At 51.0% G+C, this 22708-nt stretch carries 21 protein-coding genes; 10 read left to right on the top strand and 11 right to left on the bottom strand.

Annotated features, from left to right (window positions below):
* The first annotated feature begins 6 nt into the window (after positions 1 to 6).
* On the top strand, positions 7 to 687 hold the full coding sequence (locus D515_RS05350; RefSeq protein WP_002536740.1) for a flagellar brake protein: 681 nt from the start codon (positions 7 to 9) through the stop codon (positions 685 to 687).
* Between the two features lie 55 nt (positions 688 to 742).
* On the opposite strand, the gene hppD is transcribed toward D515_RS05350, so the two are convergent.
* The 3 genes from hppD to D515_RS05335 all read right to left on the bottom strand — a co-directional run bounded on the left by hppD (position 743) and on the right by D515_RS05335 (position 3388).
* Positions 743 to 1816, bottom strand: coding sequence for a 4-hydroxyphenylpyruvate dioxygenase (gene hppD, locus D515_RS05345; RefSeq protein WP_002536738.1), 1074 nt, complete (start codon positions 1814 to 1816; stop codon positions 743 to 745).
* A 189-nt stretch (positions 1817 to 2005) separates the two neighbouring features.
* Positions 2006 to 2353, bottom strand: coding sequence for a DUF2750 domain-containing protein (locus tag D515_RS05340; RefSeq protein WP_002536736.1), 348 nt, complete (start codon positions 2351 to 2353; stop codon positions 2006 to 2008).
* Between the two features lie 135 nt (positions 2354 to 2488).
* Positions 2489 to 3388, bottom strand: a complete 900-nt coding sequence (locus D515_RS05335) for a helix-turn-helix domain-containing protein (protein ID WP_002536734.1) — start codon at positions 3386 to 3388, stop codon at positions 2489 to 2491.
* Positions 3389 to 3567: 179 nt separating this feature from the next.
* Between D515_RS05335 and D515_RS05330 the strand changes: the two genes are divergently transcribed.
* Both D515_RS05330 and D515_RS05325 read left to right on the top strand, forming a co-directional pair.
* Positions 3568 to 4467, top strand: coding sequence for a DMT family transporter (locus D515_RS05330; protein WP_002536732.1), 900 nt, complete (start codon positions 3568 to 3570; stop codon positions 4465 to 4467).
* A 252-nt stretch (positions 4468 to 4719) separates the two neighbouring features.
* The gene (locus D515_RS05325; protein WP_002536730.1) at positions 4720 to 5085 is read left to right on the top strand and encodes a cupin domain-containing protein; all 366 of its coding nucleotides are present in this window, start codon (positions 4720 to 4722) and stop codon (positions 5083 to 5085) included.
* On the opposite strand, the gene D515_RS05320 is transcribed toward D515_RS05325, so the two are convergent.
* From D515_RS05320 to D515_RS05305, 4 genes are all read right to left on the bottom strand, one after another.
* Positions 5082 to 5444, bottom strand: coding sequence for a hypothetical protein (locus D515_RS05320; protein WP_002536728.1), 363 nt, complete (start codon positions 5442 to 5444; stop codon positions 5082 to 5084). The two genes, D515_RS05325 and D515_RS05320, sit on opposite strands and share 4 nt — an antisense overlap.
* Before the next feature lie 439 nt (positions 5445 to 5883).
* On the bottom strand, positions 5884 to 7095 hold the full coding sequence (locus tag D515_RS05315; RefSeq protein WP_420835367.1) for an ABC transporter substrate-binding protein: 1212 nt from the start codon (positions 7093 to 7095) through the stop codon (positions 5884 to 5886).
* Between the two features lie 55 nt (positions 7096 to 7150).
* Positions 7151 to 8002 carry a carbohydrate ABC transporter permease gene (locus tag D515_RS05310; RefSeq protein ID WP_002536722.1) on the bottom strand — a complete coding sequence of 284 codons (852 nt, stop codon included), beginning with the start codon at positions 8000 to 8002 and terminating at the stop codon, positions 7151 to 7153.
* A gap of 1 nt (position 8003) precedes the next feature.
* Positions 8004 to 8846 (bottom strand): carbohydrate ABC transporter permease, encoded by an 843-nt coding sequence (locus D515_RS05305; protein WP_369700095.1) that lies wholly within the window; start codon positions 8844 to 8846, stop codon positions 8004 to 8006.
* 286 nt (positions 8847 to 9132) lie between these two features.
* On the opposite strand from D515_RS05305, the gene D515_RS05300 reads away from it, so the two are divergent.
* From D515_RS05300 to D515_RS05275, 6 genes are all read left to right on the top strand, one after another.
* Positions 9133 to 10266, top strand: a complete 1134-nt coding sequence (locus D515_RS05300; protein WP_002536719.1) for an ABC transporter ATP-binding protein — start codon at positions 9133 to 9135, stop codon at positions 10264 to 10266.
* 42 nt (positions 10267 to 10308) lie between these two features.
* Entirely contained in the window at positions 10309 to 11319 is a 1011-nt protein-coding gene (locus D515_RS05295; RefSeq protein WP_002536716.1) for a substrate-binding domain-containing protein, read from the top strand.
* Positions 11320 to 11363: 44 nt separating this feature from the next.
* The gene (locus tag D515_RS05290; RefSeq protein WP_039849637.1) at positions 11364 to 13511 is read left to right on the top strand and encodes an alpha-galactosidase; all 2148 of its coding nucleotides are present in this window, start codon (positions 11364 to 11366) and stop codon (positions 13509 to 13511) included.
* Between the two features lie 46 nt (positions 13512 to 13557).
* Positions 13558 to 16650, top strand: a complete 3093-nt coding sequence (locus D515_RS05285) for a beta-galactosidase (RefSeq protein ID WP_002536712.1) — start codon at positions 13558 to 13560, stop codon at positions 16648 to 16650.
* A gap of 71 nt (positions 16651 to 16721) precedes the next feature.
* Positions 16722 to 17423 carry an SDR family oxidoreductase gene (locus D515_RS05280; protein WP_002536710.1) on the top strand — a complete coding sequence of 234 codons (702 nt, stop codon included), beginning with the start codon at positions 16722 to 16724 and terminating at the stop codon, positions 17421 to 17423.
* A gap of 89 nt (positions 17424 to 17512) precedes the next feature.
* Positions 17513 to 17776 carry a glutathione S-transferase N-terminal domain-containing protein gene (locus D515_RS05275; RefSeq protein ID WP_002536708.1) on the top strand — a complete coding sequence of 88 codons (264 nt, stop codon included), beginning with the start codon at positions 17513 to 17515 and terminating at the stop codon, positions 17774 to 17776.
* Positions 17777 to 17837: 61 nt separating this feature from the next.
* On the opposite strand, the gene D515_RS05270 is transcribed toward D515_RS05275, so the two are convergent.
* Positions 17838 to 18698 carry a hypothetical protein gene (locus D515_RS05270; protein WP_002536706.1) on the bottom strand — a complete coding sequence of 287 codons (861 nt, stop codon included), beginning with the start codon at positions 18696 to 18698 and terminating at the stop codon, positions 17838 to 17840.
* A 237-nt stretch (positions 18699 to 18935) separates the two neighbouring features.
* On the opposite strand from D515_RS05270, the gene D515_RS05265 reads away from it, so the two are divergent.
* The gene (locus D515_RS05265; RefSeq protein WP_002536704.1) at positions 18936 to 19295 is read left to right on the top strand and encodes a diacylglycerol kinase; all 360 of its coding nucleotides are present in this window, start codon (positions 18936 to 18938) and stop codon (positions 19293 to 19295) included.
* Between the two features lie 72 nt (positions 19296 to 19367).
* On the opposite strand, the gene D515_RS05260 is transcribed toward D515_RS05265, so the two are convergent.
* The 3 genes from D515_RS05260 to D515_RS05250 are packed head-to-tail and all read right to left on the bottom strand — an operon-like array spanning position 19368 to position 22516.
* Positions 19368 to 20402 (bottom strand): DUF4056 domain-containing protein, encoded by a 1035-nt coding sequence (locus D515_RS05260; protein WP_039849663.1) that lies wholly within the window; start codon positions 20400 to 20402, stop codon positions 19368 to 19370.
* Positions 20403 to 20453: 51 nt separating this feature from the next.
* Complete coding sequence (locus D515_RS05255; RefSeq protein WP_002536701.1) at positions 20454 to 21578, bottom strand: BamA/TamA family outer membrane protein; 1125 nt, start codon at positions 21576 to 21578, stop codon at positions 20454 to 20456.
* A gap of 8 nt (positions 21579 to 21586) precedes the next feature.
* Complete coding sequence (locus tag D515_RS05250) at positions 21587 to 22516, bottom strand: hypothetical protein (RefSeq protein ID WP_002536700.1); 930 nt, start codon at positions 22514 to 22516, stop codon at positions 21587 to 21589.
* Between the last annotated feature and the right edge of the window lie 192 nt (positions 22517 to 22708).

The raw sequence follows: 22708 nt of genomic DNA, 5'->3' as shown, positions 1-22708 counted from the left end.
AGCGATATGCAAGCAGTGAAGAAAGATTCGACAGACAGTTTTTACCGACTTTTGTCAGTAGGAGCCCGGCTCAACATCGAGCTTTCTGACGATCCCAAAAAGACGCAGGTCACCTCCCGCATTGTTGGCTATCGTAAAGATCAGTTTTTGCTGATTGACTGCCCAAGCGGTCAGGATCCCATCATCGAACGCTTTTTTATTCCCAACAACGAGCTGATTATCCGAGCCATTACAGACAGCGAATTCCGCGACGTAATTGCTTTCCGCTCTTTGGTCATGGGCGTGATTCAAAAGCCCATCCGCCTATTGATTGTGTCATTGCCGGAAAGTATTGCCCACCGACAAATCCGGCAGGAACCCCGTATAGATACCAACCTTACTCTACGCGCTGAAGCGGACGAAGGCCCATTCAAAGCACGGCTAATCGATTACTCCGTTTCAGGTTGTTGCCTTTCAGCCTCGGGCGACGAACACCTTTTCTTCGAAGATGAAACCCTGAAAATTCATATTGAATATGGCAGTGATCTACGAGGTGTAATCATCGGAAAAGTCGTTACCGTGAACAATGACAAAGAACCGCCAACCGCAGGCATTCGTTTTGATGAGAGCAGCTCTACGCTGCGTAAAGAGTTTTTCTACCAGTTGCTATTCGACATGCGGGTGAACGACAGATCGCTGGACGTTTAACGAAGAACAGGCCGATTGGCCTGTTCCAAGTTTTAAGGGGGGTTTTAAGAGCGGTTTAACCTGCGTCCAATACACCTCGGCGGATTTGGTCGAGTTCAATCGACTCAAACAGCGCCTGGAAGTTACCTTCACCGAAGCCTTGATTACCTTTACGCTGGATGATCTCAAAGAAAACGGGTCCAATCACAGTGTCGGTAAAAATCTGCAGCAAAATGCCTGTTTCCACATTGCCATCAATCAGCACGCGCAGTTCTCGTAACTGATCAACACTCTCTTCATGGCCTTCTACGCGGTCATTCACTTTCTCATAGTAAGTGTCCGGCGTGTCCATAAAGCGCATGCCCCGGCTTCTCAGCGACTCGACGGTTTTGTAGATGTCATCAGTGCTGAGCGCAATATGTTGAATACCTTCTCCGTTATACTCTTTGAGGTATTCCGCAATTTGGGATTTATCATCGCTGGACTCGTTAATTGGGATGCGGATTTTGCCACAAGGTGCAGTAAGGGCGCGGGATTTTAGCCCCGTCAGCTTGCCTTCAATATCGAAGAAACGGATTTCCTTGAAGTTCGCAATACGGTCGTAGAAATCGGCCCACACATCCATATTGCCTTTCTCCACGTTGTGGGTCAGGTGATCAATCACCTGTAATCCCGCATCAGAGGCTGCAAGACGCTCACGCCAGTCCGGGTAGTAGTCAAAATCGATGTCATAGATTTCCTTGTCGCCATATCGGTCAACAAGGTAGAGGTAAGAATCGCCAATGCCATGGATAGCGGGAATATTCAGTTCCATTGGCCCCACACGTGCATCGCACCCCGTTGCGCCTTGTTTCACCGCGTAGTCGACGGCATGTCGTGCATCTTTCACCCTGAACGCCATAGCGTTCACACTGGCGCCATGCGCTTTGGCGAAACCCTCTGCCTGAGAATCAATTTCACCATTAACTATGAAATTGATATCTCCCTGACGGTATAGCCACACGTCTTTGTGCTTGTGCTTGGCGATTTCCGCAAACCCCATCAGTGAAAACAGGTTTTTCAGATCAGCAATGCCTTTGGCATTCGGCGCGGTATATTCCACAAATTCGAAGCCGTCAGTCCCCATTGGGTTGATTGTCGTCGTTGCCATCGTTAATCCTCCTACCAAGCGATCCCTTGCAATGGGTCGCAACACTCAAAAGTTGTTACGACCTTGTTAATTCACCTAGATAGGAATAGCAGTCGGTAACGGCAGAAGGCAACGCAAGCGCGCGTGCTACAGGTGAGCACGGTGTAAAGAGGATTTTGTACATGGAGATTGACAGTGAATCACAACCCCTTATTGAATAAGGAATTTTTGTGCAAGTTCGACAGGTTCCACTTCTTCACCACACAGATCGTCGCCCCAATCTGGCCCAAGCATCACCGCATCATTAGCGAGATCCACCAGCCATTCCTCCACGAACTCCTCAACAGAAATGGCAACAGGTGCAAAGTCAGCCCACTCATCAATACAGTGAATTTCCGCCGCTTCACGGGATGACCAAAACGGCATTACATCCGTATCTTCGTAGATAGCTGAATCACAAATCACCCAACCATCTTTACAGTGTAAACCCCATATCGCGCCCGTTTCTCGGGAAGCGTGCACGAAATGCTCTAAAGGCGTGGTGTTCTCGGTCGTCATGCAGGCTCTCCTATGCATCGCAATAATTGACCAGTCAGCGGGAAATCAGTTTTCCCAACTTCTCAATCTATGCGCCATGAGAACAAAGGCGTGTATTAAAAGTGAGGATCGTGCAGAAGCGCTTGCAAACTGGCCTTAACGTCGGTTTTGGGCCTTACGAAAAGCAGCGGGTGTGCTGCCGACACGTTGCTTGAACTGCTGGGAAAGGTGTTGTTGAGAAGAGAAACCACAGGCGTCGGCAATCTCCGCAAGCGGCAGAATATTCTCTTGAAGCAAATCTTTGGCGCGGGCAATGCGGCGTGACAACACATACTGGTGTGGCGTGCAGTCGAAGCTGACTTTAAACATACGCGCGAAATGGAACTCACTGAGCTGAGCCAGTGTTGCCAAATCGCTTAAGGAAAAAGACTGCATCAGGTGGCTTTCAATGAAATCTATCACCAGCCGCTGGTTTTGGGGCGACAAGCCACCTTGTGATTGCGGCAATTGCAGTGGCAACTGACAATAACGGCGCACCAAGTGAAGCAACAGCATTTGCTGGGCGTGAGACATCATCAGCTTATCAGTCTCGCTTTCCCAATCCAGTTGCAGCATGGTCTGGCGAACCAATTGGTTGACGAAAGGATCATCAACAAAGGTGCACTCTTTAAGCTCAATATGCCGGCCTTCTTTATCGAACACCTGCTCAGCAAAGTTCTGAAGATGCTTCTGTTCGAAGTAGAAATGGAAGAAGCTGAAGGGATCGGCAAATGACCATTGCGAGCGATGATCGGTCGGCATCAGACACAGTTTGTCTTCACCACCAAACATGTCACCACCGGACAGACAGCGCTTGGTATTCTGTCCGCCGCTAAGATAAAAACTCAACGTATGATGACCCGGCTTTTCATAGCTGGCACTGCCGTGGCTGTTACTCCATACGGCTGATCCCAGGCCATTGTCCTGCCAGATTTCATTGTGCAGCCGCGCCGTGTTGTCCTTCAACACGTTGTAAACTCGCTGCCTTTTGAGGGTTTGAGACGAATCCTTGTCCATTGATATACCACTCCTTTCTCGACCCAATATATCGGCACTTCCTCTGGTTGAACATGCTTAGAAGGAAAAAAGCGCAAGAATCTATAAAAACCGCAGGATGCTGAAAGCCTAAAAAATGTCTCGGAGATAGATTGGCGAAAAAACAACGATAGTTGGCTGATGTAAGGATAAGGGAAGTTATGAACGCAACGCTGTATGTCATCACGGTATTAATCTGGGGAACCACCTGGTTGGCGATTGCCTTTCAGATTGGAGACACCCCGGTTGTTGTTTCAGTGGGATGGCGATTTGCTATCGCATCCGCTGCACTTCTGGCTTGGCTTGCCCTACGCGGCAAGCTGCCCCGACTTTCCAAAGAAAACCACAAAATGGCGGTGCTGCTGGCGCTTTGCCTGTTCTCCAATAACTTTCTCTGTTTCTATTTCGCTACCCAGTACATCCCAAGTGGGCTCAACGCGGTAGTCTTTTCCCTCGCCCCGATCCTGAATGCGCTCAACCTCTGGTGGCTAGAGAAAAAACGTCCCGACGCATCTTTCATCCAAGGGGCACTCATGGGTTTTTCTGGCATCTTGATGCTGTTTGGCGCCCAGTTCATTCACTCCGCCATGGATCTCACCATTTTACTCGGCCTTGGGGTCACCTTTGTTGGCACTTACTTCTTTTCCATGGGCAATCTGGTTTCTGCCCGCGCACAACAAAAAGGTATGCCACTGTTGCCAACCACGGGCTGGGCCATGGGTTATGGCGCGCTGTACCTGTTCACCATCGCCTTGCTGATGGGGCATTCACTCGCCTTCACCACCACGCCGCTGTATGTATCCGCGTTGGTCTATCTCGCCATCATCGGCTCTGTGGTCGGTTTCAATACTTACCTTGCGTTGGTTGGGCGCATTGGCGCGGCTAAAGCGGCTTACTGCACCGTCCTCTTCCCGCTGGTTGCCTTGTCTTTATCGACCATTTTTGAAGGCTATGAATGGACATGGCAATCGGTGCTCGGCGTGATGCTGGTGGTTGGTGGAAACCTGAGAGTGTTTGGCTTACCAGAGCCTGTAAAACGCTGGTACCACGCACACCGCTAAGCGCTCGATTTTTTATTCTGCCGCCAGCTGAATAACCCAAACCATGCTGATCAAAACCGGCCAAAGCCACGATGGGATGCCAAGCGTAAATGAGTGTTTGGTTGGTTGCTTTTTCATCGTCTTGCCCTCTCTTGTTTGATTGGGTGATTAAAGCGAACAAAGCGGGCAATACAGGCTTTAAGTAATGGCATTATGGCGAACAATAGTGACCAAAATATGGCAGTAACGTTCACGCTACCTAGGAATACCGAGATGGACAAAATTACCCTGACCGACAAATTTTCTCTATTTGATGAAGTCTGGACGCCCAAAATCATCGCCGAATCTAACGGACAGTTGGTAAAGATTGCTAAAGGCAGCGGCGAGTTGGTCTGGCATAGCCATGAGAATGAGGATGAACTGTTTCTGGTGCTGAAGGGTCAGCTGACCTTAAAGCTTCGCGACAGAGACATTGTGCTCAATCCGGGAGAATTGTTTGTGGTGCCAAAAGGTGTGGAACATTGTCCAGAGGCAAAGGAAGATACTCACTTCATGATGATTGAACCAGCGTCCACCCAGCACACAGGCGCGCTGGAAACTGATGTCACAGTGTCAGCAGATGCGCAGGAGTGGATTTAGACCTTAAAGTTGTAACTGGTCTCGCCAGCATTCGGCGTGATGGTTTTTTCGACCTGTTTTAAGAGTTGCTGCTGACCTTGGGTGTAAGCGGAGAATTTCGCCATTTTGGCTTCCTGCTCCGCTACGCGGTCTATCAAACCGCGGTAATCACCGCGCTGTGGCGAATCTTCCTGTGCTTTATCCGCCTGCATTTTCTCTTCGCGCTCTTTTCGGAGCATTTCTGCGCGTTCTGCGGGAGTCAACGACTGATCAGTTTTCACGCCTTCATTACGCGCGCCATACTGCGCCTCATCTTTCTCACGCTGACGCGCACTGAGGTACATGTTGTTCGAGTAACTGGCGTTGATCAGATTTGGCATTGCCCTTTCCTGTCAGCAATTCATTTTACACATCGGGATCTTAAATTTAGTACAGGGTGCTAGGGGCTGCTGACCTTTTGTGGTTGAATTTTGTTCTCGCTATAAGCGTTTTAGGCGCGGCGAGGTGTGTGCTGCCTAGTCATTCTAAGCAAATACACCTCAACAAAGCATAAAACGCTTAGAGCAGAACCCTTCGGGCAGCGTTTGTGGGGAATTTCTGCTGCGTTATCAGCTTCTCATGTAGGCTCGCTACACATCGAAGCCTCTGCCTTGCATAAAATCCCCACAAAACTGCTGCAAAAATCACCACAAAAGGTCAACAGCCTCTAAAGTACGGCATATATTTTCCTCTTTTACATGCCTAAACCAGCTGTACAAAAAAGAAGCAAGCGTTATGCCAATAACGCTTACTTCTGATTCTAAAGGATTGATATATCGGTTATTGCTTGAAAGTACGCTGACGTGTTTTTTCCAGCTTCTCAAGAATTTTGTCGATTCGGTCTGGGTGAACCATATATTGCTGAAAGCCCTTCATGCCTTCTTTCGCCATCGCAGGATCGGTATCACGGTCGTAGAACTGCGCCGTACCCGCCGCTTCACCTAACATCACCACACCTGCATTCAAATATTCATCGTCTTTAGGCGTCGCTTTGTTATTCGTCGGGATTTGCAGTAGCGCTTCGTTAATCATGGTCTGGATTTCAGGCTGCGCCACAAACGCCAGGAACCTACGCGCATCTTCTTTGTTCTTGGCTTTGGAAGGAATATGCAGGGTATCCATCGGCGCGTCTTCCGCCATTGGCACACTGGCATCAATCACAGGGAACTGGAAAAAGCCCATGTTTGGACGCACTTCATCGGTAAAGTTTGCCGCAAGGAAGTTACCCATCAGGTACATCGCTGCTTCACCGTTGTAAAGGAAGGGCTGGGCTTCCTGCCAAGAGTAAGATGCATGGTTGTCGAGATAGTAGCCCGGCTCAACCAGATCATTCCATTTTTCGAATACGGCTTTCACGCGTGGGTCGGTGTAAGGCACTTTGCCATCCATCAGATCGATGTGGAAATCGAGACCATTCACGCGCATGTTCAGATAATCGAACCAACCCGCTGCGGTCCAAAGATACTTAGTACCGATCGTAAATGGCGTCACGCCGTTGTCTTTGAGGGTTTTAGAGGCAGCAACCAAGTCATCCCATGTTTTAGGCACCGCAATATCGTATTTATCGAACAGGTCTTTGCGGTAGTAGATACCCCATTGGTAATAGGTATAAGGCACCCCGTATTGCTTGCCGTTGACGCTCATCGCAGGCATAGCGCTGGCAAAATCTTTGTCCATGCCATTGGCTTGCCACATGTCGCTCACGTCTTCAAACAAACCACGGTCGACGAAGGTTTTCATTCGGTTACCCGCATACCAAAACACCACATCCGGCGGAGAAGTTACCAGCCAGTTACGAATCGTGGTCTTGTAAGCTTCGTGGTCATACAGGTTGTATTTTACCGTGATATCCGGGTTCGCCTGTTCGAACTTTTCAATCACCTCTGCCCAGGCTTTCTTTGGCGCTGGGTCTGAGGCATCAGAGTTAATCACCAGCGTCCCTGCGGTTACTGAACCACTGAGCGCCAGCATCAGAGCGCTGATCATGCCCATGCTTTTCTTAGCAAGCGTTCTCATATCCTTCATCCTTACTTTCGTTAAACCGGGATCAGCCTTTGGTTGCGCCCAAGGTTAATCCAGCAATAAAGTGGCGTTGCATCGTGAAAAACAGTGCCACAGGCGGAAGTGCAGCGATAACCGCGCCTGCCGACATGTACTGCCAGGATGCAAGCCATTGTCCTTGCAATGCGTTCAGGCCTGCAGTCACAGGACGAACTTCATCGCTTTGAACCAGCACCAGAGCCCAGAAAAAGTCATTCCAAATAAAGGTAAAGACCAAAACAGACAATGCTGCCAGTGCGGGTCTCACCAAAGGGAGAACCACATACCAGAAAATGCGCCACTCACTGACCCCTTCCACACGCGCTGCCTCAATCAGAGCATCGGGAATGCCAATCATAAAGTTACGCATAAATAATGTGCAGAAACCGGCTTGGAAGGCGACATGGAAGAAAATCAGCGCCCAGTGAGTGTCATACAGACCAAAGCTGATGGTGAGGTCGCGAACCGGGATCATCAAAATCTGAAACGGAACAAAATTACCGCCGATAAACAGAGCAAACAGCCAGATATTGGCGCGAAATTTATATTTGGCCAGTGCATAACCTGCGAGGGTCGAGAGCACTACCGCCCCCGCCACCGCGGGAATACAAATCAGCAAGCTGTTCAGCAGATAGCGTCCCATCGGAGTTGCGGTGAACACCTGTGTGTAGTTTTCGACCAGTTGCAGTTCATCCGGCATACCCCAGTAATTCCCCGCGTTAATGTCGGCGATGGAGCGCACAGATGTCATCAACACCGCTGCGAGGGGGATCAGCCAAAGACACACAGCAATGTAGAGCGAGATGCGATACGTGGCGTTGACGAATTTGCCGCGCTGTTCAATCGGTCTTGGAAACATATCAACGCTCTCCTTTCAGCATTCGCCACAGGAACCAGGCGATATAGATATCCATAATCAGGAAGAGCACCACGGCGACCGCCGCACCATAACCCATGCGGTAATTGAAAATAGACTCTTCATACATCAGGTACGCCAATACCGTTGAGCTGCCCCACGGACCACCTGCCGTCATGGTCGCCACTAAATCAAATGACCTCAGCGCGCCAATCACCGTCACAACCACCGCGATGAAAGTGGCGGGTTTGAGCTGCGGTACCACCACGTACCACATCATTCGCCAGCCTTTTGCGCCGTCAAGACGCGCCGCCTCCAGCTGTTCGGGGTCGAGGTTGTTGAGACCCGTCAGGTAGAGAATCATGCAATAGGCCACCTGAGGCCAAAGCCCGGCCGCGATGATGCCGTACGTCACCAGATCTTCATCAGCCAGAATCGAAATAGGATCAAACCCCAGCGCGACGATAAATTGCGTCAGCAGACCAAATGACGGGTCATAGAACCAGGCAAAGACCAAGCCCACCACCACTTGCGAGATCACGAAAGGGAAGAAGAACAGCGCCTTAATAAGACGGATACCGGCCACCTGTTGATTGAGAAAGAGGGCAATCAGAAGGCCAATCGGGGGGGCAAGCATGAAAAGGATCATCCAGAGGAAATTGTTCACCAAAGAGGTGTAAAACGCATCTGAATCGAAAAGCTCAATGTAGTTTTCCCAACCAACCCAGGTTTTTTCTCCCAGACCGTCCCACTCAAAGAAGCTGAGCCATACACTTTGACCAATGGGATAAAGCACATATATCGCGAAGACAACAATGGCGGGGGCAAGGAAGAACCAAGGCGCCATTGCCAACTGACTTCGCTGAACAGCGGAAGGCTTGGATGCTGATGAGGAATGCACAGTCATATTACGTCCTGTTTTTCTAACGTTGATGAACCAACAACGCGCGATATCCGACGCATTTTTTGTTACCGAAATGTAACCAACGCGAGTTCGTTGTTTAAAACTAGTTCACAAAATCGACAATGTAAACGTTTCCATTCGTCGAAAAACCGCCTATTTTTAGAAAAGGGTGACCGAAACGACGAAATTCGAATCACCAAAAAGAAACTGATTGCATAGGGACCGCGGTATGGCCGACATCACACTGAGAAAAGTTATTAAGCGCTTCGGTAAAATCGAAACGATTCACGGTATCGACCTGGATATCAGCGGAGGAGAGTTCGTGGTGTTTGTTGGCCCTTCCGGTTGTGGCAAGTCTACGTTGCTGCGCCTGATTGCGGGTCTTGAAACCATTTCTGATGGCACCATCTCCATCGATGGCACAGAGGTGAATGATGTTGACCCGGCAGACCGTGGTGTCGCCATGGTGTTCCAGTCTTATGCGCTTTACCCTCACATGACGGTGCGGGAAAACATGGGTTTTGGCCTGAAAATGAACGGCGTCGACAAAGCGGAAATCGACAAGCACGTCGACCGTGCTGCCAAAACCCTGCAACTTGAAGCCCTGCTGGACAGAAAACCCAAAGCATTGTCTGGTGGTCAACGCCAGCGTGTGGCGATTGGTCGCGCTATTGTGCGGGATCCAAAAGTCTTCCTGTTCGATGAACCGCTCTCTAACCTGGATGCGGAACTTCGCGTTGAAATGCGTCTGCAGATTGCCAAGCTTCATCAGGAACTTGGCAACACCATGATTTACGTGACCCACGATCAGGTCGAAGCCATGACGCTTGCCGACAAAATCGTGGTGCTGCGAGCCGGAAATGTGGAGCAAGTTGGCTCACCTTTGGCGCTATATCACAATCCCGCCAATCTGTTCGTGGCAGGTTTCATCGGTTCACCGAAAATGAATTTTGTCCCCGGCCGCATTTCTGCCATCAACGGCAATGAGGTCGCTGTCGCTATGCCTGACGGCCAAACCCTGACTGTCAGGGTTGCCCGAGAGGTCAGCGAAGGCGAAGCAGTGACCGTCGGCATCCGGCCTGAACATATTCAGATTGGCGAAGGCCCGGGCTTTAATTTCCAGTTTCATAGTGAAGTGGTGGAACGCCTTGGCAACAGTACTTACCTGTTCGGCCAATATTGCGGTGAAGACGGATTCAAGGTTCACATTCCCGGTGACAACGCCGTGAAAGCTTTCCAGACCGTCTCCCTGCACTGTTCTCCGGACGACATTCACCTGTTCAACAGCAACGAACAGGCATTAACCCATCGTCCGGAAGGCGAGGAAGACCCTGCACCACTCACTGCCAACGCGCAGGAGTAATGACAATGCCGCTTTCAGGCAATTTGATAGGAGATCTTCTTAATGGCAACCATTAAAGACGTCGCGCGCAAGGCAGGCGTGTCAGTTGCCACGGTCTCCCGTGTGATCAACGGCTCGCCGCTCACCAAATCCGATACCGCCGATTTGGTAAAACGAACCATGCGCGAACTGGGCTACCGTCCGAATGCCGCAGCACGCACCTTGGTCAGCAAGCGAAGTCGAGCGATTGGTGTTGTTGTGGCGGACGTGTCTGACCCCTTTTTTGGCTCCTTGGTCAAACACGTTGATACCATTGCCCACAGGCAAGGTCATCATCTCTTGATTGGTAACGGCTACCACGACGCTGCAAGGGAGAAGCAGGCCATTGAATCGCTGATCCAGAATCAGGTCGCCTCGCTGATCGTGCACAGCAAAGCGCTGGATGACGACACACTCCGCGCCTTTGCGGAAGAGCATGGTTCAATCGTCTTTATCAACCGTTTGATCCCGGGTTTGGAAGATCGTTGCATCTACCTCGACAACTATCGCGGCGCTTATTTGGCCACCGAACATCTCATCGAAAAGGGTCACCGCTATGTGGCGTATATCGGTTCCAGTCACTCCATCGAAGATACGGTGCAGCGTCAGAAAGGCTATGAGGACGCGCTGAATACCTATCGCGTCACCGATGAGACCCACCCGGTTATGATGGCCTTTGATACACCAGAAGAAACCGGTGGCGAGCGCGCTATGGCAAAGCTGATGACGGATAACGAACACCTCAGCGCAGTATTTTGCTACAACGATGTCATGGCAGCCGGTGCCATCACCGCACTGACCGACCGCGGTTATCGTGTACCGGAGGATGTCTCGGTCGTGGGCTTTGATGACAGCCTCATCGCCCGCTATCTCCACCCGAAACTCACATCAGTGCGCTATCCGATTGAACAAATGGCCGCCCTAGCTGCAGAGCAGGCTATCGCATTATCAATCCAACAGCCGGTTCCAGAAGAAAAAGGCAGCTACACACCCATACTGATTACAAGAAGCTCTGTCGCCGAGTATAGCGAATAGCGCCGTTTATCAGGCGCGAAGACGCCAACAAAGGGAATGGATTCATGGCTAATATGTCCACGAAAGGAAGCGAAGCGTCGCCTGAAAACGTCGTTCATTTGCAATCCGCGCATACCAGCCTGATTCTGATGTTGAAGCCTGTCCCCGCCATGGTTTACTGGGGCAAGAAAATTGATGCCGATACGTCACTCAATGATTCGCTTTTTGACCTTCCGGTTGGACAGGCAAGGCTCGATGAAGCCATGCCACTGGCCTTACTCCCAGAACAAGGCCGCGGCGATTTTGGCAGCCCGGGCATTGAAGGGCACCGTGATGGAAAAGACTGGGCACCGGTCTTTGAATTGATGTCTGTTACCACCTCTCCGGGCAGCACACAACTTCTCCTAAGCGATCCCCGTTCTGGGCTTGAGGTTTGCACCAAGCTTGTTCTGGATGAAGACAGCGACGTGCTGACGCTGAACCACACACTGACGAATACCGGAACGACGAATTATTCCCTTCAACGGCTCGCGCTGACATTGCCAGTCGATGACGATTTTCTCGATCTGATCAGCTTCCATGGCCGATGGCCCCACGAGTTCCAACAGCAACGCCTCTCGTTCAAACACGGAGGCTTTGTGCAGGAAAACCGCCGAGGTCGTACATCCCATGAGTCTTTCCCGGGATTGGTCGCTTTGCAAAAAGAAACCCACGAACTGAGTGGCAATCTCATTGGCATGCACTTGGGCTGGAGCGGTAATCACCGCATTCAGGCGCAGGTGAAAAGTGATGGCAGGCGCTACCTGCAAGCCGAGGCACTGTTGGCAGCGGGTGAAATCAGCCTTGCCCCCGGAGACAGCTTCGCCACCCCCGACTTGTATGCCGTCTTCAGTGCAGAAGGTCTTAACGGCATGATGCAGCGCTTCCACCAATTTGTACGCCATCAAATCCTGAGCTTTCCACAATCAAAACTGCGCCCTGTACATTTTAATACCTGGGAAGGGATCTACTTTGACCACGAGCCCCAACGCATTATGGAAATGGCCACGGCCGTCGCCAGACTCGGTGTTGAGCGCTTTATTCTCGATGACGGCTGGTTCACCAACCGAGATGATGATACCCGTGCCTTGGGTGACTGGCAGGTGGACAAGCGCAAGTACCCTGAAGGGTTAAAGCCGGTTATCGAACACATTAACCAGCTAGGGATGGAGTTTGGCCTTTGGGTGGAACCGGAAATGGTCAGCAAAAACTCTGCGCTTTTCCGCGCCCATCCAGAATGGATGCTGGGTATGGATGAGCTCGGTTATCAACAGCCGGCTGGACGTCATCAGTTTGTGCTCGATTTACAGAACCCCGACGCGTTTAACTACCTGTTGTCATCACTCGACAGCCTGCTAACCGATCATCATATTGGCTACCTAAAGTGGGACATGAACCGCGAGCTGGTGCAAGCCGCACACCAAGGCAGTGCCGCGTATCACGGCCAGACGCTGGCGTATTATCGTCTGATTGATGCACTTCGTGAGAAACACCCTTATGTAGAAATTGAATCGTGCGCATCCGGCGGTGGTCGCGTGGATTATGAAGTGCTGAAACGCACCCATAGGTTCTGGACTTCCGACTGCAACGATGCGTTAGAACGCCAAACTATCCAACGCGGCATGCAGCTGTTTTTCCCGCCGGAAGTGATGGGCAGCCACATTGGCCCCAGACTGAGCCACACCACCAGACGCTGCCATGACATGTCACTTCGGGGCATTACCGCCTTGTTTGGCCATATGGGTGCGGAACTTGACCCCCAAGGGCTAGAGGATTGCGAGCTCCGCGCATTTTCCAAATACATCGCGCTCCACAAGCAATATCGCCCTCTGCTACACAGCGGCACCAGCTTTGTGTTGCCATCTGTGGATTCCGGTACCCATATCTACGGTGTGATGGATGACAGCGTGGTCCTGTTGGCCGTCGTGCAACTCTCCATGCAGGAACATGCGCTTGGACAACGACTGCGATTACCCGTTCTTTGCAAGGAAAAACGCTACCGTGTCGAGGTGGTCGATGCCCCCACGGCTTTTAGCAAGACGATGAAGCATCTTCCTGTCTGGATTGAAAAAATGCCGGTCGTTAACGGCGATCAGCTAAGCCAAATTGGACTAAGCTTGCCAGTAATGGACCCAGAAAGTGCCATGTTGTTGTCCTTTACCGTTGAACCGTAATCGTTTCATGGCCCCGCATTGAATTGACGAGTTTGAGAACTACAACATGACCCGATTTGCAGAATTGATCCGTCGTCGCCAATGGGAAAATCCCGCCGTCACGCAGCTTAACCGCCTTCCGGCACATTGCCCCATGGCGTCTTATCCGAGCGTAGAAGCAGCGCTGGATGATCAATACAACGCAATTCCCGTCTCACGACACCGCGTTTCCCTGAACGGTGACTGGCAATTTTCTCTCTTTGATTCGCCAGAACTTGTCCCTTCAGAGGTCACAAACCGAGAGTTTGATGATGCAAGTTGGCGTACGATTCCCGTGCCTTCAAACTGGCAATTGGAAGACACCTCCGACATTCCGATCTACACCAATGTGCAGTATCCCTTTGAGGTCGATCCTCCCAAGGTGCCAGACCAAAATCCAACCGGCGTTTACCGCACCACCTTCCAGTTGCATGATGGTTGGCTGGATGCACAAACCCTGATTTGCTTTGAGGGGGTCAGCTCGGCGTTTTACCTGTTCTGCAATGGCCATTTTGTCGGATACAGCCAGGACAGTCGCCTGCCTGCCGAATTCGATCTCAGCCCTTTCGTCGCACTGGGCGAGAATCAGATCACTGCAGTGGTGTTGCGCTGGTGTGATGGCAGCTACTTAGAAGATCAGGATATGTGGTGGCTAAGCGGGATCTTCCGCGATGTCACTCTGCGTAAAAAGCCCAAACACCAAATCGCCGATTTTACAGTACACACCGTGCTAGACCCGACCCACCATGTCGGCACATTGAATGTCACCACCAAGCTTGAAGGCAAGTACAACAAAGTTGCTATTCAGCTTTTTGATGAAGGCACGGACCTCAGTGGACTCGTCATTGCAGAATCCGGTCAACGCGTCATTGACGAACGTGGCGCATGGGGAGATCGCTGCGAACATTCACTCATCGTTTCCTGCCCAAGGCTTTGGAGCGATGAAGACCCGCACCTCTACCGTTTGGTCGTCATGCTGCTGGACGAGAACGACGAACCTATTGATATCGAAGCCTGCAACGTGGGTTTCCGACAAGTGGGTATCAGCGACGGCCTGCTGCAAATCAACGACCTCCCGGCTCTGATCCGCGGCGTGAACCGCCATGAATTCCACCCCGAAAAAGGGTACGTGCAAACCGTCGAAGACATTGAAGAAGATCTCAAGCTCATTAAACAATTCAACTTCAATGCCGTGCGCACCTCGCATTACCCTAATCATCCTGCGTTCTACAACCTGTGCGACAAACTTGGGCTGTATGTGGTTGATGAGGCCAATATCGAAACCCACGGTATGGTGCCGATGTGCCAGCTCTCTGACAACGCGGAATGGCTGAGTGCATACACTGAACGTGTCACCCGTATGGTGGAGCGCGATAAAAACCATCCTTGTATCATCATTTGGTCTCTCGGTAATGAATCCGGCATTGGGAATAACCACCACGCTATGTACCAGTGGGTGAAACAACGCGACCCCAGCCGCCCCGTACAGTATGAAGGTGGCGGTGCTGACACTGCGGCCACAGACATCATCTGCCCCATGTATGCACGCGTGGAGCAAGATCAGACAGACCTCGGCCTGCCAAAGTGGGCGCTGTCCAAGTGGATTGGCCTACCGAATGAAAACCGCCCGCTGATCCTTTGCGAATATGCCCACGCCATGGGCAACAGTCTTGGCAGTTTCGATAAGTACTGGGAAGCTTTCCGGCGCTATCCCCGTCTTCAGGGTGGCTTTATCTGGGATTGGGTCGATCAGGGACTGGTACGGAAAGATGATCAAGGTAGTCAATGGTGCTATGGCGGTGATTTTGGTGACACACCGAACGATCGCCAGTTCTGCATCAACGGCTTAATGTTCCCTGACAGAACACCGCACCCTACCGCTTTCGAAGCCAAATTCCACCAGCAACGTTTCAGTTACAAACTGGACGGGACGTATCCTCTGGTTGTCTCGCTTGCCAATGAATACCAATTCCATGCGCCTGAGAATCTGACGCTGCGTTGGTCTATTCAAGGCAATGGCAAGCAAATCACCAGTGGCGAAAAAGCCTTGCATTTGCTGGCGGGGAAAACGGCACAGGTAGAATTGGCAAAATCCCTGCCGTACCCTAAGCACAATCAGGAGTATTTCCTGAATATTGAGGTCGTGCTTTCTTCTGATGAGCCTTGGGCGCCGCAAGGCACCGTTATCGGTTGGGGGCAATTGGTGCTGCCGGTTTACCGCGCACTGCAATCACCTGAGTTGGCACCGGACAGATTGCCTGATGTGATTGATGAGCCAGACCACTGGACGGTCAAAGGCGATCACTTCGAACTCGACTTCGACAAGCAAAGTGGCCATTTGGTGCGCTGGTTGATTGAAGGCGAAGAACAGCTTCTTGATGCGCCAAAAGATAACTTTATCCGCCCGCCTATCGACAATGATATCGGCGCGAGCGAAGCAGACCGTCCTGACCCCAATGCCTGGCTTGGAAAGTGGCAGCAATCCGGCCTGTTTGATTTGCGCCATGAGAATCTGTTCAACACCGTCGATGTGCTGTCTGATACAGTGCAAATCCGCTCCCACCATGGTTATTTCATCGGTGGAGCTATGGTGATCAGCACGCTCTGGCGCTATGAAGTCGACCTTTCCGGCACTATCGCGCTGACCGTCGATGTCAATGTCGCGCAGGATTTACCGTCACTTCCACGGATTGGTTTGGAATTGGCTCTACCGCTCACTGACTCTGTGGCTTGGTTTGGTCGCGGACCTTTCGAGAACTACCCTGACCGTAAAGCCGGCGCCATGGTGAGCCGCTATTTCGCCAGCATCGACGACATGCACACGCCTTACATTTTTCCTTCAGAGAACGGGCTACGTTGTGATGTTCGCCAGTTGGATATCGACAATCTTCGGATTGAAGGCATGTTCCATTTCTCGGTCAGCCGCTACAGTCAGGAAAGTCTGACTGAGGCCAAACATCAGGAAGCGTTGGTGCCAGACGATCATATCTATCTGCGCATTGATGGCTACCACATGGGTGTTGGGGGCGATGATTCCTGGAGTCCAAGTGTGCATCCGGAGTTCTTGCTCGACGCCGCGCATTACCGCTACGCGCTGACGCTCTCGATGAAAAGGGACTGACAGCAAAGTCTGTTTTGCTGAGAATTTGCTACCATGGCCATCACTTTGATACCCAAGCTTAGGGAATGACGATGGCCAATGTTACCAAACACATGCTCATCACGGGGGCCAACCGCGGTATTGGACTCGCACTCACTCAACGTTATCTCGACGCAGGCTGGCACGTCGATGCCTGCTGCCGTCAGCCATTCGAAGCCGCAGAGCTCAACTCGCTCACCACGAAATATGATTCGCTGAGTATCCATACGCTGGATGTCACAGACCACGCCGCAGTTGATGCGCTGGCCCAGTCGCTCTCGGATAAGCAGTTCCACCTTATCCTCAACAATGCCGGATACTATGGTCCCAAAGGCTATGGGTTTGGCAATACCGACATGGATGAATGGCGCAAGGTGCTGGAAATCAACACGATTGCGCCACTCAAAATTGCACAAGCCTTTTATCCCCACCTTCTAGCAGCCAAAGGCACCTTTGCAGCAGTTTCGTCCAAAGTGGGTAGCATGGCGGAAAACACCTCAGGGGGCGGTTATATCTACCGATCGTCCAAAGCGGCGCTCAATTCTGTGGTGAAAAGCCTCTCCAACGATTTGTCTTCACAGGGCATTATCGCTATCGCATTGCATCCTGGCTGGGTGCAAACCGAGATGGGTGGACCAAATGCGCTCATTTCAGCGGAAGAATCTGCACAGGGACTTTATGCCGTGTTGGAAGGGCTTGAAGCGAAAGACAGTGGACGTTTTCTGAATTACCAAGGACAAGAGATTCCGTGGTGATGAAACTTATTACTTTAGCAATGAATAAAATATTCAAAAACACGGGTCTTATGCCGAGCAAGACCATTCACAATAAAAAAGGAAGAAGTATGCCTGATTTAAATGCTCACAACCTTTACCACAAAAACTACTGCCCTTTCTGCCTCAAAGTCCGTGCGGCACTGAAGATGATGAATCTTGATGTGGCACTGGTTGATGTAGGTGCGGACAGAGAAGCTTACCAGGAGTTGGTCACTGAAGGTGGCCGCGGAATGGTACCTTGCCTTCGCATCGAGCAGGACGATGGCACGGTCGAGTGGATGTATGAGTCTGACGACATCATCGAGTACTTCGAAGAGAACTTTGCTAAGTAACCGCTGATTTCAGCAAAAAGAAAACGCCGCTCATCGCGGCGTTTTTTGTTTCGAGAAAAGGTTATTTTTCCTTCGTTATTGCTCCCACTCTTTTCGCCCATGCCATAAAGCTCGCTTCCAGCTCATTGATCATGCTTTTCACCGCAATTTGGTTGAAACGGTTTGCATCAGGCGTGGAAAGAAACGCGATATATTGATCCAACTCTTCCGCCGTAAAGTCTTTGTAAGCATAAGCCAGAGAAACCGTAACCATCTGCTGCACGTTAGCAGTGGATTGCTGACGAATCGCACCCAGCTCTTGTTTCATGTTGTCCATATCCAATGGGACATCAGGTTGAAGTGCTGACATCAACCCCGCAAAAATCGCCAACTGAACTTGCTCATAAAAGTTAACGGTAATATTGGTCGCATTGAGCAGTTGATCGATTTTCTGTACCTGGGCAATAAGCTGCTGGTTTTTCATCAAAACCGGAGCCTCAGCAGACATAGCGGCGAATGCCTCTTCCGTCCCGCTTTTTGCCTCAGCCTCCGTAAACGCCTTCCCCAGCGGGGATTCATACCAGCGCATCAGCGTCGCGATTTGTTCATCATCCATAGCGCCAGAAAGGGACTGACGAATGCCGGAAAGGATGTTAGCCGGCACGATGGTTTCATCTGCAGCCTGCAACATGGCGTTGACTTCTTTTTCTGATAACGCGCCCTGTTGTTGCTGGGCTTCGAGAATACCCAGTTTCACCGTTGCCGGGAACTGGTTCACCATCTCATCCACGCCTGCGGCGTTGAGTAAGGCATTGAGAGATTTGTCTGAGGCGGCCTGTGCAAAGCCAACCACACAGATCATGAAGAAATAGAGCGTCCATTTTACTGCTTGTTGGAACATGGTTTTGTCCTTAAGTGAGGTTTTTAATGCAGCACCCGACATCCAGGCTCCATTGACCTGTGGGTGCTTAGAGAAATTGTCCTTTTTACTGGCTTCTTCGAAGCCAGACTTAAATCATCAGTGATAGTGAACAAAAAACACACTGCAGCTGTTCGGTTCACGTTGATTTGGTACTTATTTCGGTAAAAAGCAGCACAAAGTTAATCAGCTAAAAGCATGGATATTTCTCTTATTCACGCGCAAAATAACGCTTTGTTCGAGAACCTGAGATTTCCATAGATGAAACCCAATGTGACTGGCCTGAAGCGCATTTTGCATGCCACCGGGTACTCCTTTCAGGGACTTCGCGCTGCATGGAACAATGAAGCGGCATTTCGACAGGAATTGGTTCTGTTGATCGTGATGACCACCCTTTCGTTCTTTCTGCCTGTGACTCAGGTTGAACAACTTTTGATGGTGGCATCGCTGTTTATCGTGGTGATTGTAGAGCTGATTAACTCTGCCATCGAAGCGGTTGTTGATCGCATCGGCCCAGAGCATCATGAGCTGAGCGGGAGAGCCAAAGATATTGGGTCTGCTGCGGTGTTTATCGCGCTGCTTTTGGTGGTGATCACCTGGGGATCATTTCTGCTGTTTTGATAGTTTCAGCAGCAGAAAAGCAAAAAGGCGACATAATGTCGCCTTTTTGTATTTTTAGAGAACCTGAAATTACTAGGGACAGGTTGTTTCATCCACCGCTTTTGCGAAATTCGCCAACGATTGAAAGTCAGATTCTGTCCACACTGTTTTTACTTTCAGGCTATCCGGCAACACACTAAATGCGTTTTCTTTTCTCGCCGCCCTTGCTTCAAATTGCGCCCAGTTTGAAAGCAACTCACCATTCACCAACTCAACAGCCAGTGATTGCCACTCCCCGTTTTCCACACCATTGGGTGTTAAAGACAAGGCAAGATGATAGTCACGATGCAGCAGCACCCATTTGTCTGGCAACCGCTTAGTGCTGTCCCACCATTTCCCGTCCAGCGCTTCAATACGCCTAGAAGTTTCACGTTCTGGCGCAGCTTCCAGCGCAGACAGCTTTTCTGCAAAAGCGGTATCCATGGCCTCGCCAAATTCCACCAGCGTCAAATCGGGTGTTTCTCGCAAGATGGACATTGCAAGCTTGGCGCCCAGCATATTGGAGTAGAGATCTTCCGGCGAGTAAGCCGATGCGAGCTCTTTGAAACCCGCCACTGAAACCAAGCCGAACCACTGCGCAATCTCATGCCACTGGGCGAGACGAAATGCCATGACACCGGCGATATCCACCGCGATTTCATGCTTTTCCTGCGCCTTTAACGGGGCGTCGTTGCGCTTCAAAACAATGACGCGGTCGCGAAGTTCTGCGGGCAGTGGAATCTCTGCGTCTGTCCCTATGCGATAGCGGATTTCGTTGAACAGGTAATAGGTGAAATCTGCCGTGTCACGCACATGGGCGGTATCAATAAAACCGCCTTTTTGGGTGAAGATAAGCCCATTATGCTCTTCGCCAATCCCCAGCAAACTGCTGGAAACCCCTTGCGAACCATCATTGTATTGGTGGTTGCCAACACCTTTTGCTTCCAGCACGTTGCCCACCGAAAAGAAGGGAACGGGCACACCGCCAACCTGTGCTTTTAAATCTTTACCGAAGGCGCAGCAAGGGCGAACACCCACAGGTGCGTTGGCCAATGCCACACTGCTGACACTCAGAAAAAGACCACCCATTAACAGGCGGCGACCAAAAGGTTTCACTCAGCTCACCATCATGATTGTTGTTTAGAACGCTTCGTTAATGTGGAAATAGAACCCACTGCTGTCTTTGCCGATACCAAAATCGAAACGCACGTTAATCCGAGGTTTAAAGGCAAAGCGATAGCCAATACCCACCGTTGGCAACCAACTGTTATCAAACAATGCGTCCGCATCCGGCGCGATGTTGCCCGCACCCACCCAAGTCACCATGCCGTGTCGGGCATTGAATTGGTGTCGCCACTCCATCTGCGCGGAAAGCTGATAGCGGTCGCGGTACTGACCGATGTAATAGCCACGCATACGTTTGTCGCTGCCAAGCTCGGAATAGGCATACCAAGGCACATCACCTGTCACGCCCTGGCTATATACATCCCACGCCAGAATGCTGTCTTTCGACAAGCGCTGGTACTCTCGGTAATTCAGCGTGAATCTGTCGTAGTTGAAATCGGAGCCAAACGCATCTCGGTAAGACACCCACTCGGCGCTGACCAATCTGCCACGCTCCGGATTGGGTTCGAAATCCCGGCTGTCGTACTCCAGTACCATCACAGCACCACTGCTGATGGCGTCATCCAGCGCTGAGCCCGACAAAATCGGCCCATCAGACTCCTGATGAGTCAGGCGCTGAAAATCCCAGCCGACAGTGATGTAAGACTCTGACAGGAATTGATAAGACACCTTCGGAGACAGTTTCAGGATCTGCGCCTGCTGTTCGGTTTTGTTATCACTGTTCTCCGCCGCATCGCGGCCAATACCCCAGTAATAGCCCGGCGCATGGCTGATCCATCCATCTGCCAACAAACGAAGGGTATCGCCATTCAAATAGGTGCGGTTTTCCATACCGAGACCATAGGAGCCTGAGGTAGAAACATAAGATTTCACCGCCACGGTGGAATAAGGCGTGGTCTCAACCCAGTCTGAAGGCGCATACAGACCCACAGCGGCCACACCAAAGCCAATGCCTTGCTCTGGGTTCACAAATGGCCCCGGCAGCACGCCCCAATCAATGCCCTCTTCGACATTGATCGTCTCGCTCGAGCCCAGCTCTGTCAGAAGCTTATCTATCCAATCCTGTTGGTCAGCCTCGGAAGCCAGTGCCAAGGTTGGCAATGCCAGCGTGAGCAACGCCAAAAATGTCATCGCTTTCATGTTTCCCCTCAATAACGCATATCAATTGAGAAGAACACACTGGTGCGATCGCCAAGTCCCGCTTCACCAAGAAGATATAAATGCGGCGAGATTTGGTATTGCATACCGATGATCGGGTTCCAGGGGGTCGTCAAACGCTGTTCGACATGGAAACGCCCCTCGTCGTCTTGATTCACTGCTCCTAACAAACCGGAAAGGCCTGAAGGCAAGTCAAGGCTTGAAAGATTGCCTGACAATGACTGCTCAACATCCTGATACATGGCTCCAGCCCAAAGGCGCATAGGAACGCCTTTTGAGTGGAAGTCGTAGCCAATGCGCGGTGACACCACATAGGCATCAATCGCACCGTCAATCACGGTCAAGTTGGTTTTGGTGTAGCTTGCATCGACAAGACCAAACCAGTTTCCATAACCACCGGCCAACACAATGCCGCCGCCATACAAATCACCATCCAAATCGAGTCTGAATGCGATGGGATCGCTGCGCTTATCAAAACCTTTAACGCCAACGGTCACGCTGGTTTCTGAATAACCCTCTAGCTTACCCACCAGACCATATACATTTAAGAAAGGGAAAAGCCAGACATCGCCACGAACAGAAAGCACTTCGCTTTTTTGTCTTCCCGGTGCCGCCTGAATATCGATCATGTCGCGTGGGATGGGGACATCAAAACCCGGAATCACGATGTCAGGAAGAAAAGGCAGTGTTGGAATAGTCATTTCCGGCACCTTCGCCACCAACCCTTCAAACCCAATTGAATCCACCGCTATGCCCTGTTCCAGGCTCATATAGCTCACGTTAAACCCGAACGGTTTCGGTAAGACATAACCTAATGCTTCGGCCTCTTCTTTCCAGATAGGGAGGGAAAATGAGTCAGCCCAGCTCGCGGTTGAACACAACAGCAAGCTGCCAGCAAGCACACGTTTTAACGAGAACATACTTCTGCTTCCAGATGCTCCCGGATAGGAGCAATAAAAATGGGAGGCGCAATTGCGGAAGGGGCGAAGAAGAGCGCGGAAGACTTTCGCAGCAGCCTAAAGAGGCGCATATCATACTCAGCAAACAGAAAAAGTAAACTAGAAAGTGTACATGTGAAAGTAGAGATTTCCCGAGTGCCAAGCGGAACTTGT

Source organism: Grimontia indica (genome assembly GCF_000333895.2).
Taxonomy (GTDB): domain Bacteria; phylum Pseudomonadota; class Gammaproteobacteria; order Enterobacterales; family Vibrionaceae; genus Enterovibrio; species Enterovibrio indicus.
This window is presented reverse-complemented; position numbering and strand designations above follow the sequence as displayed.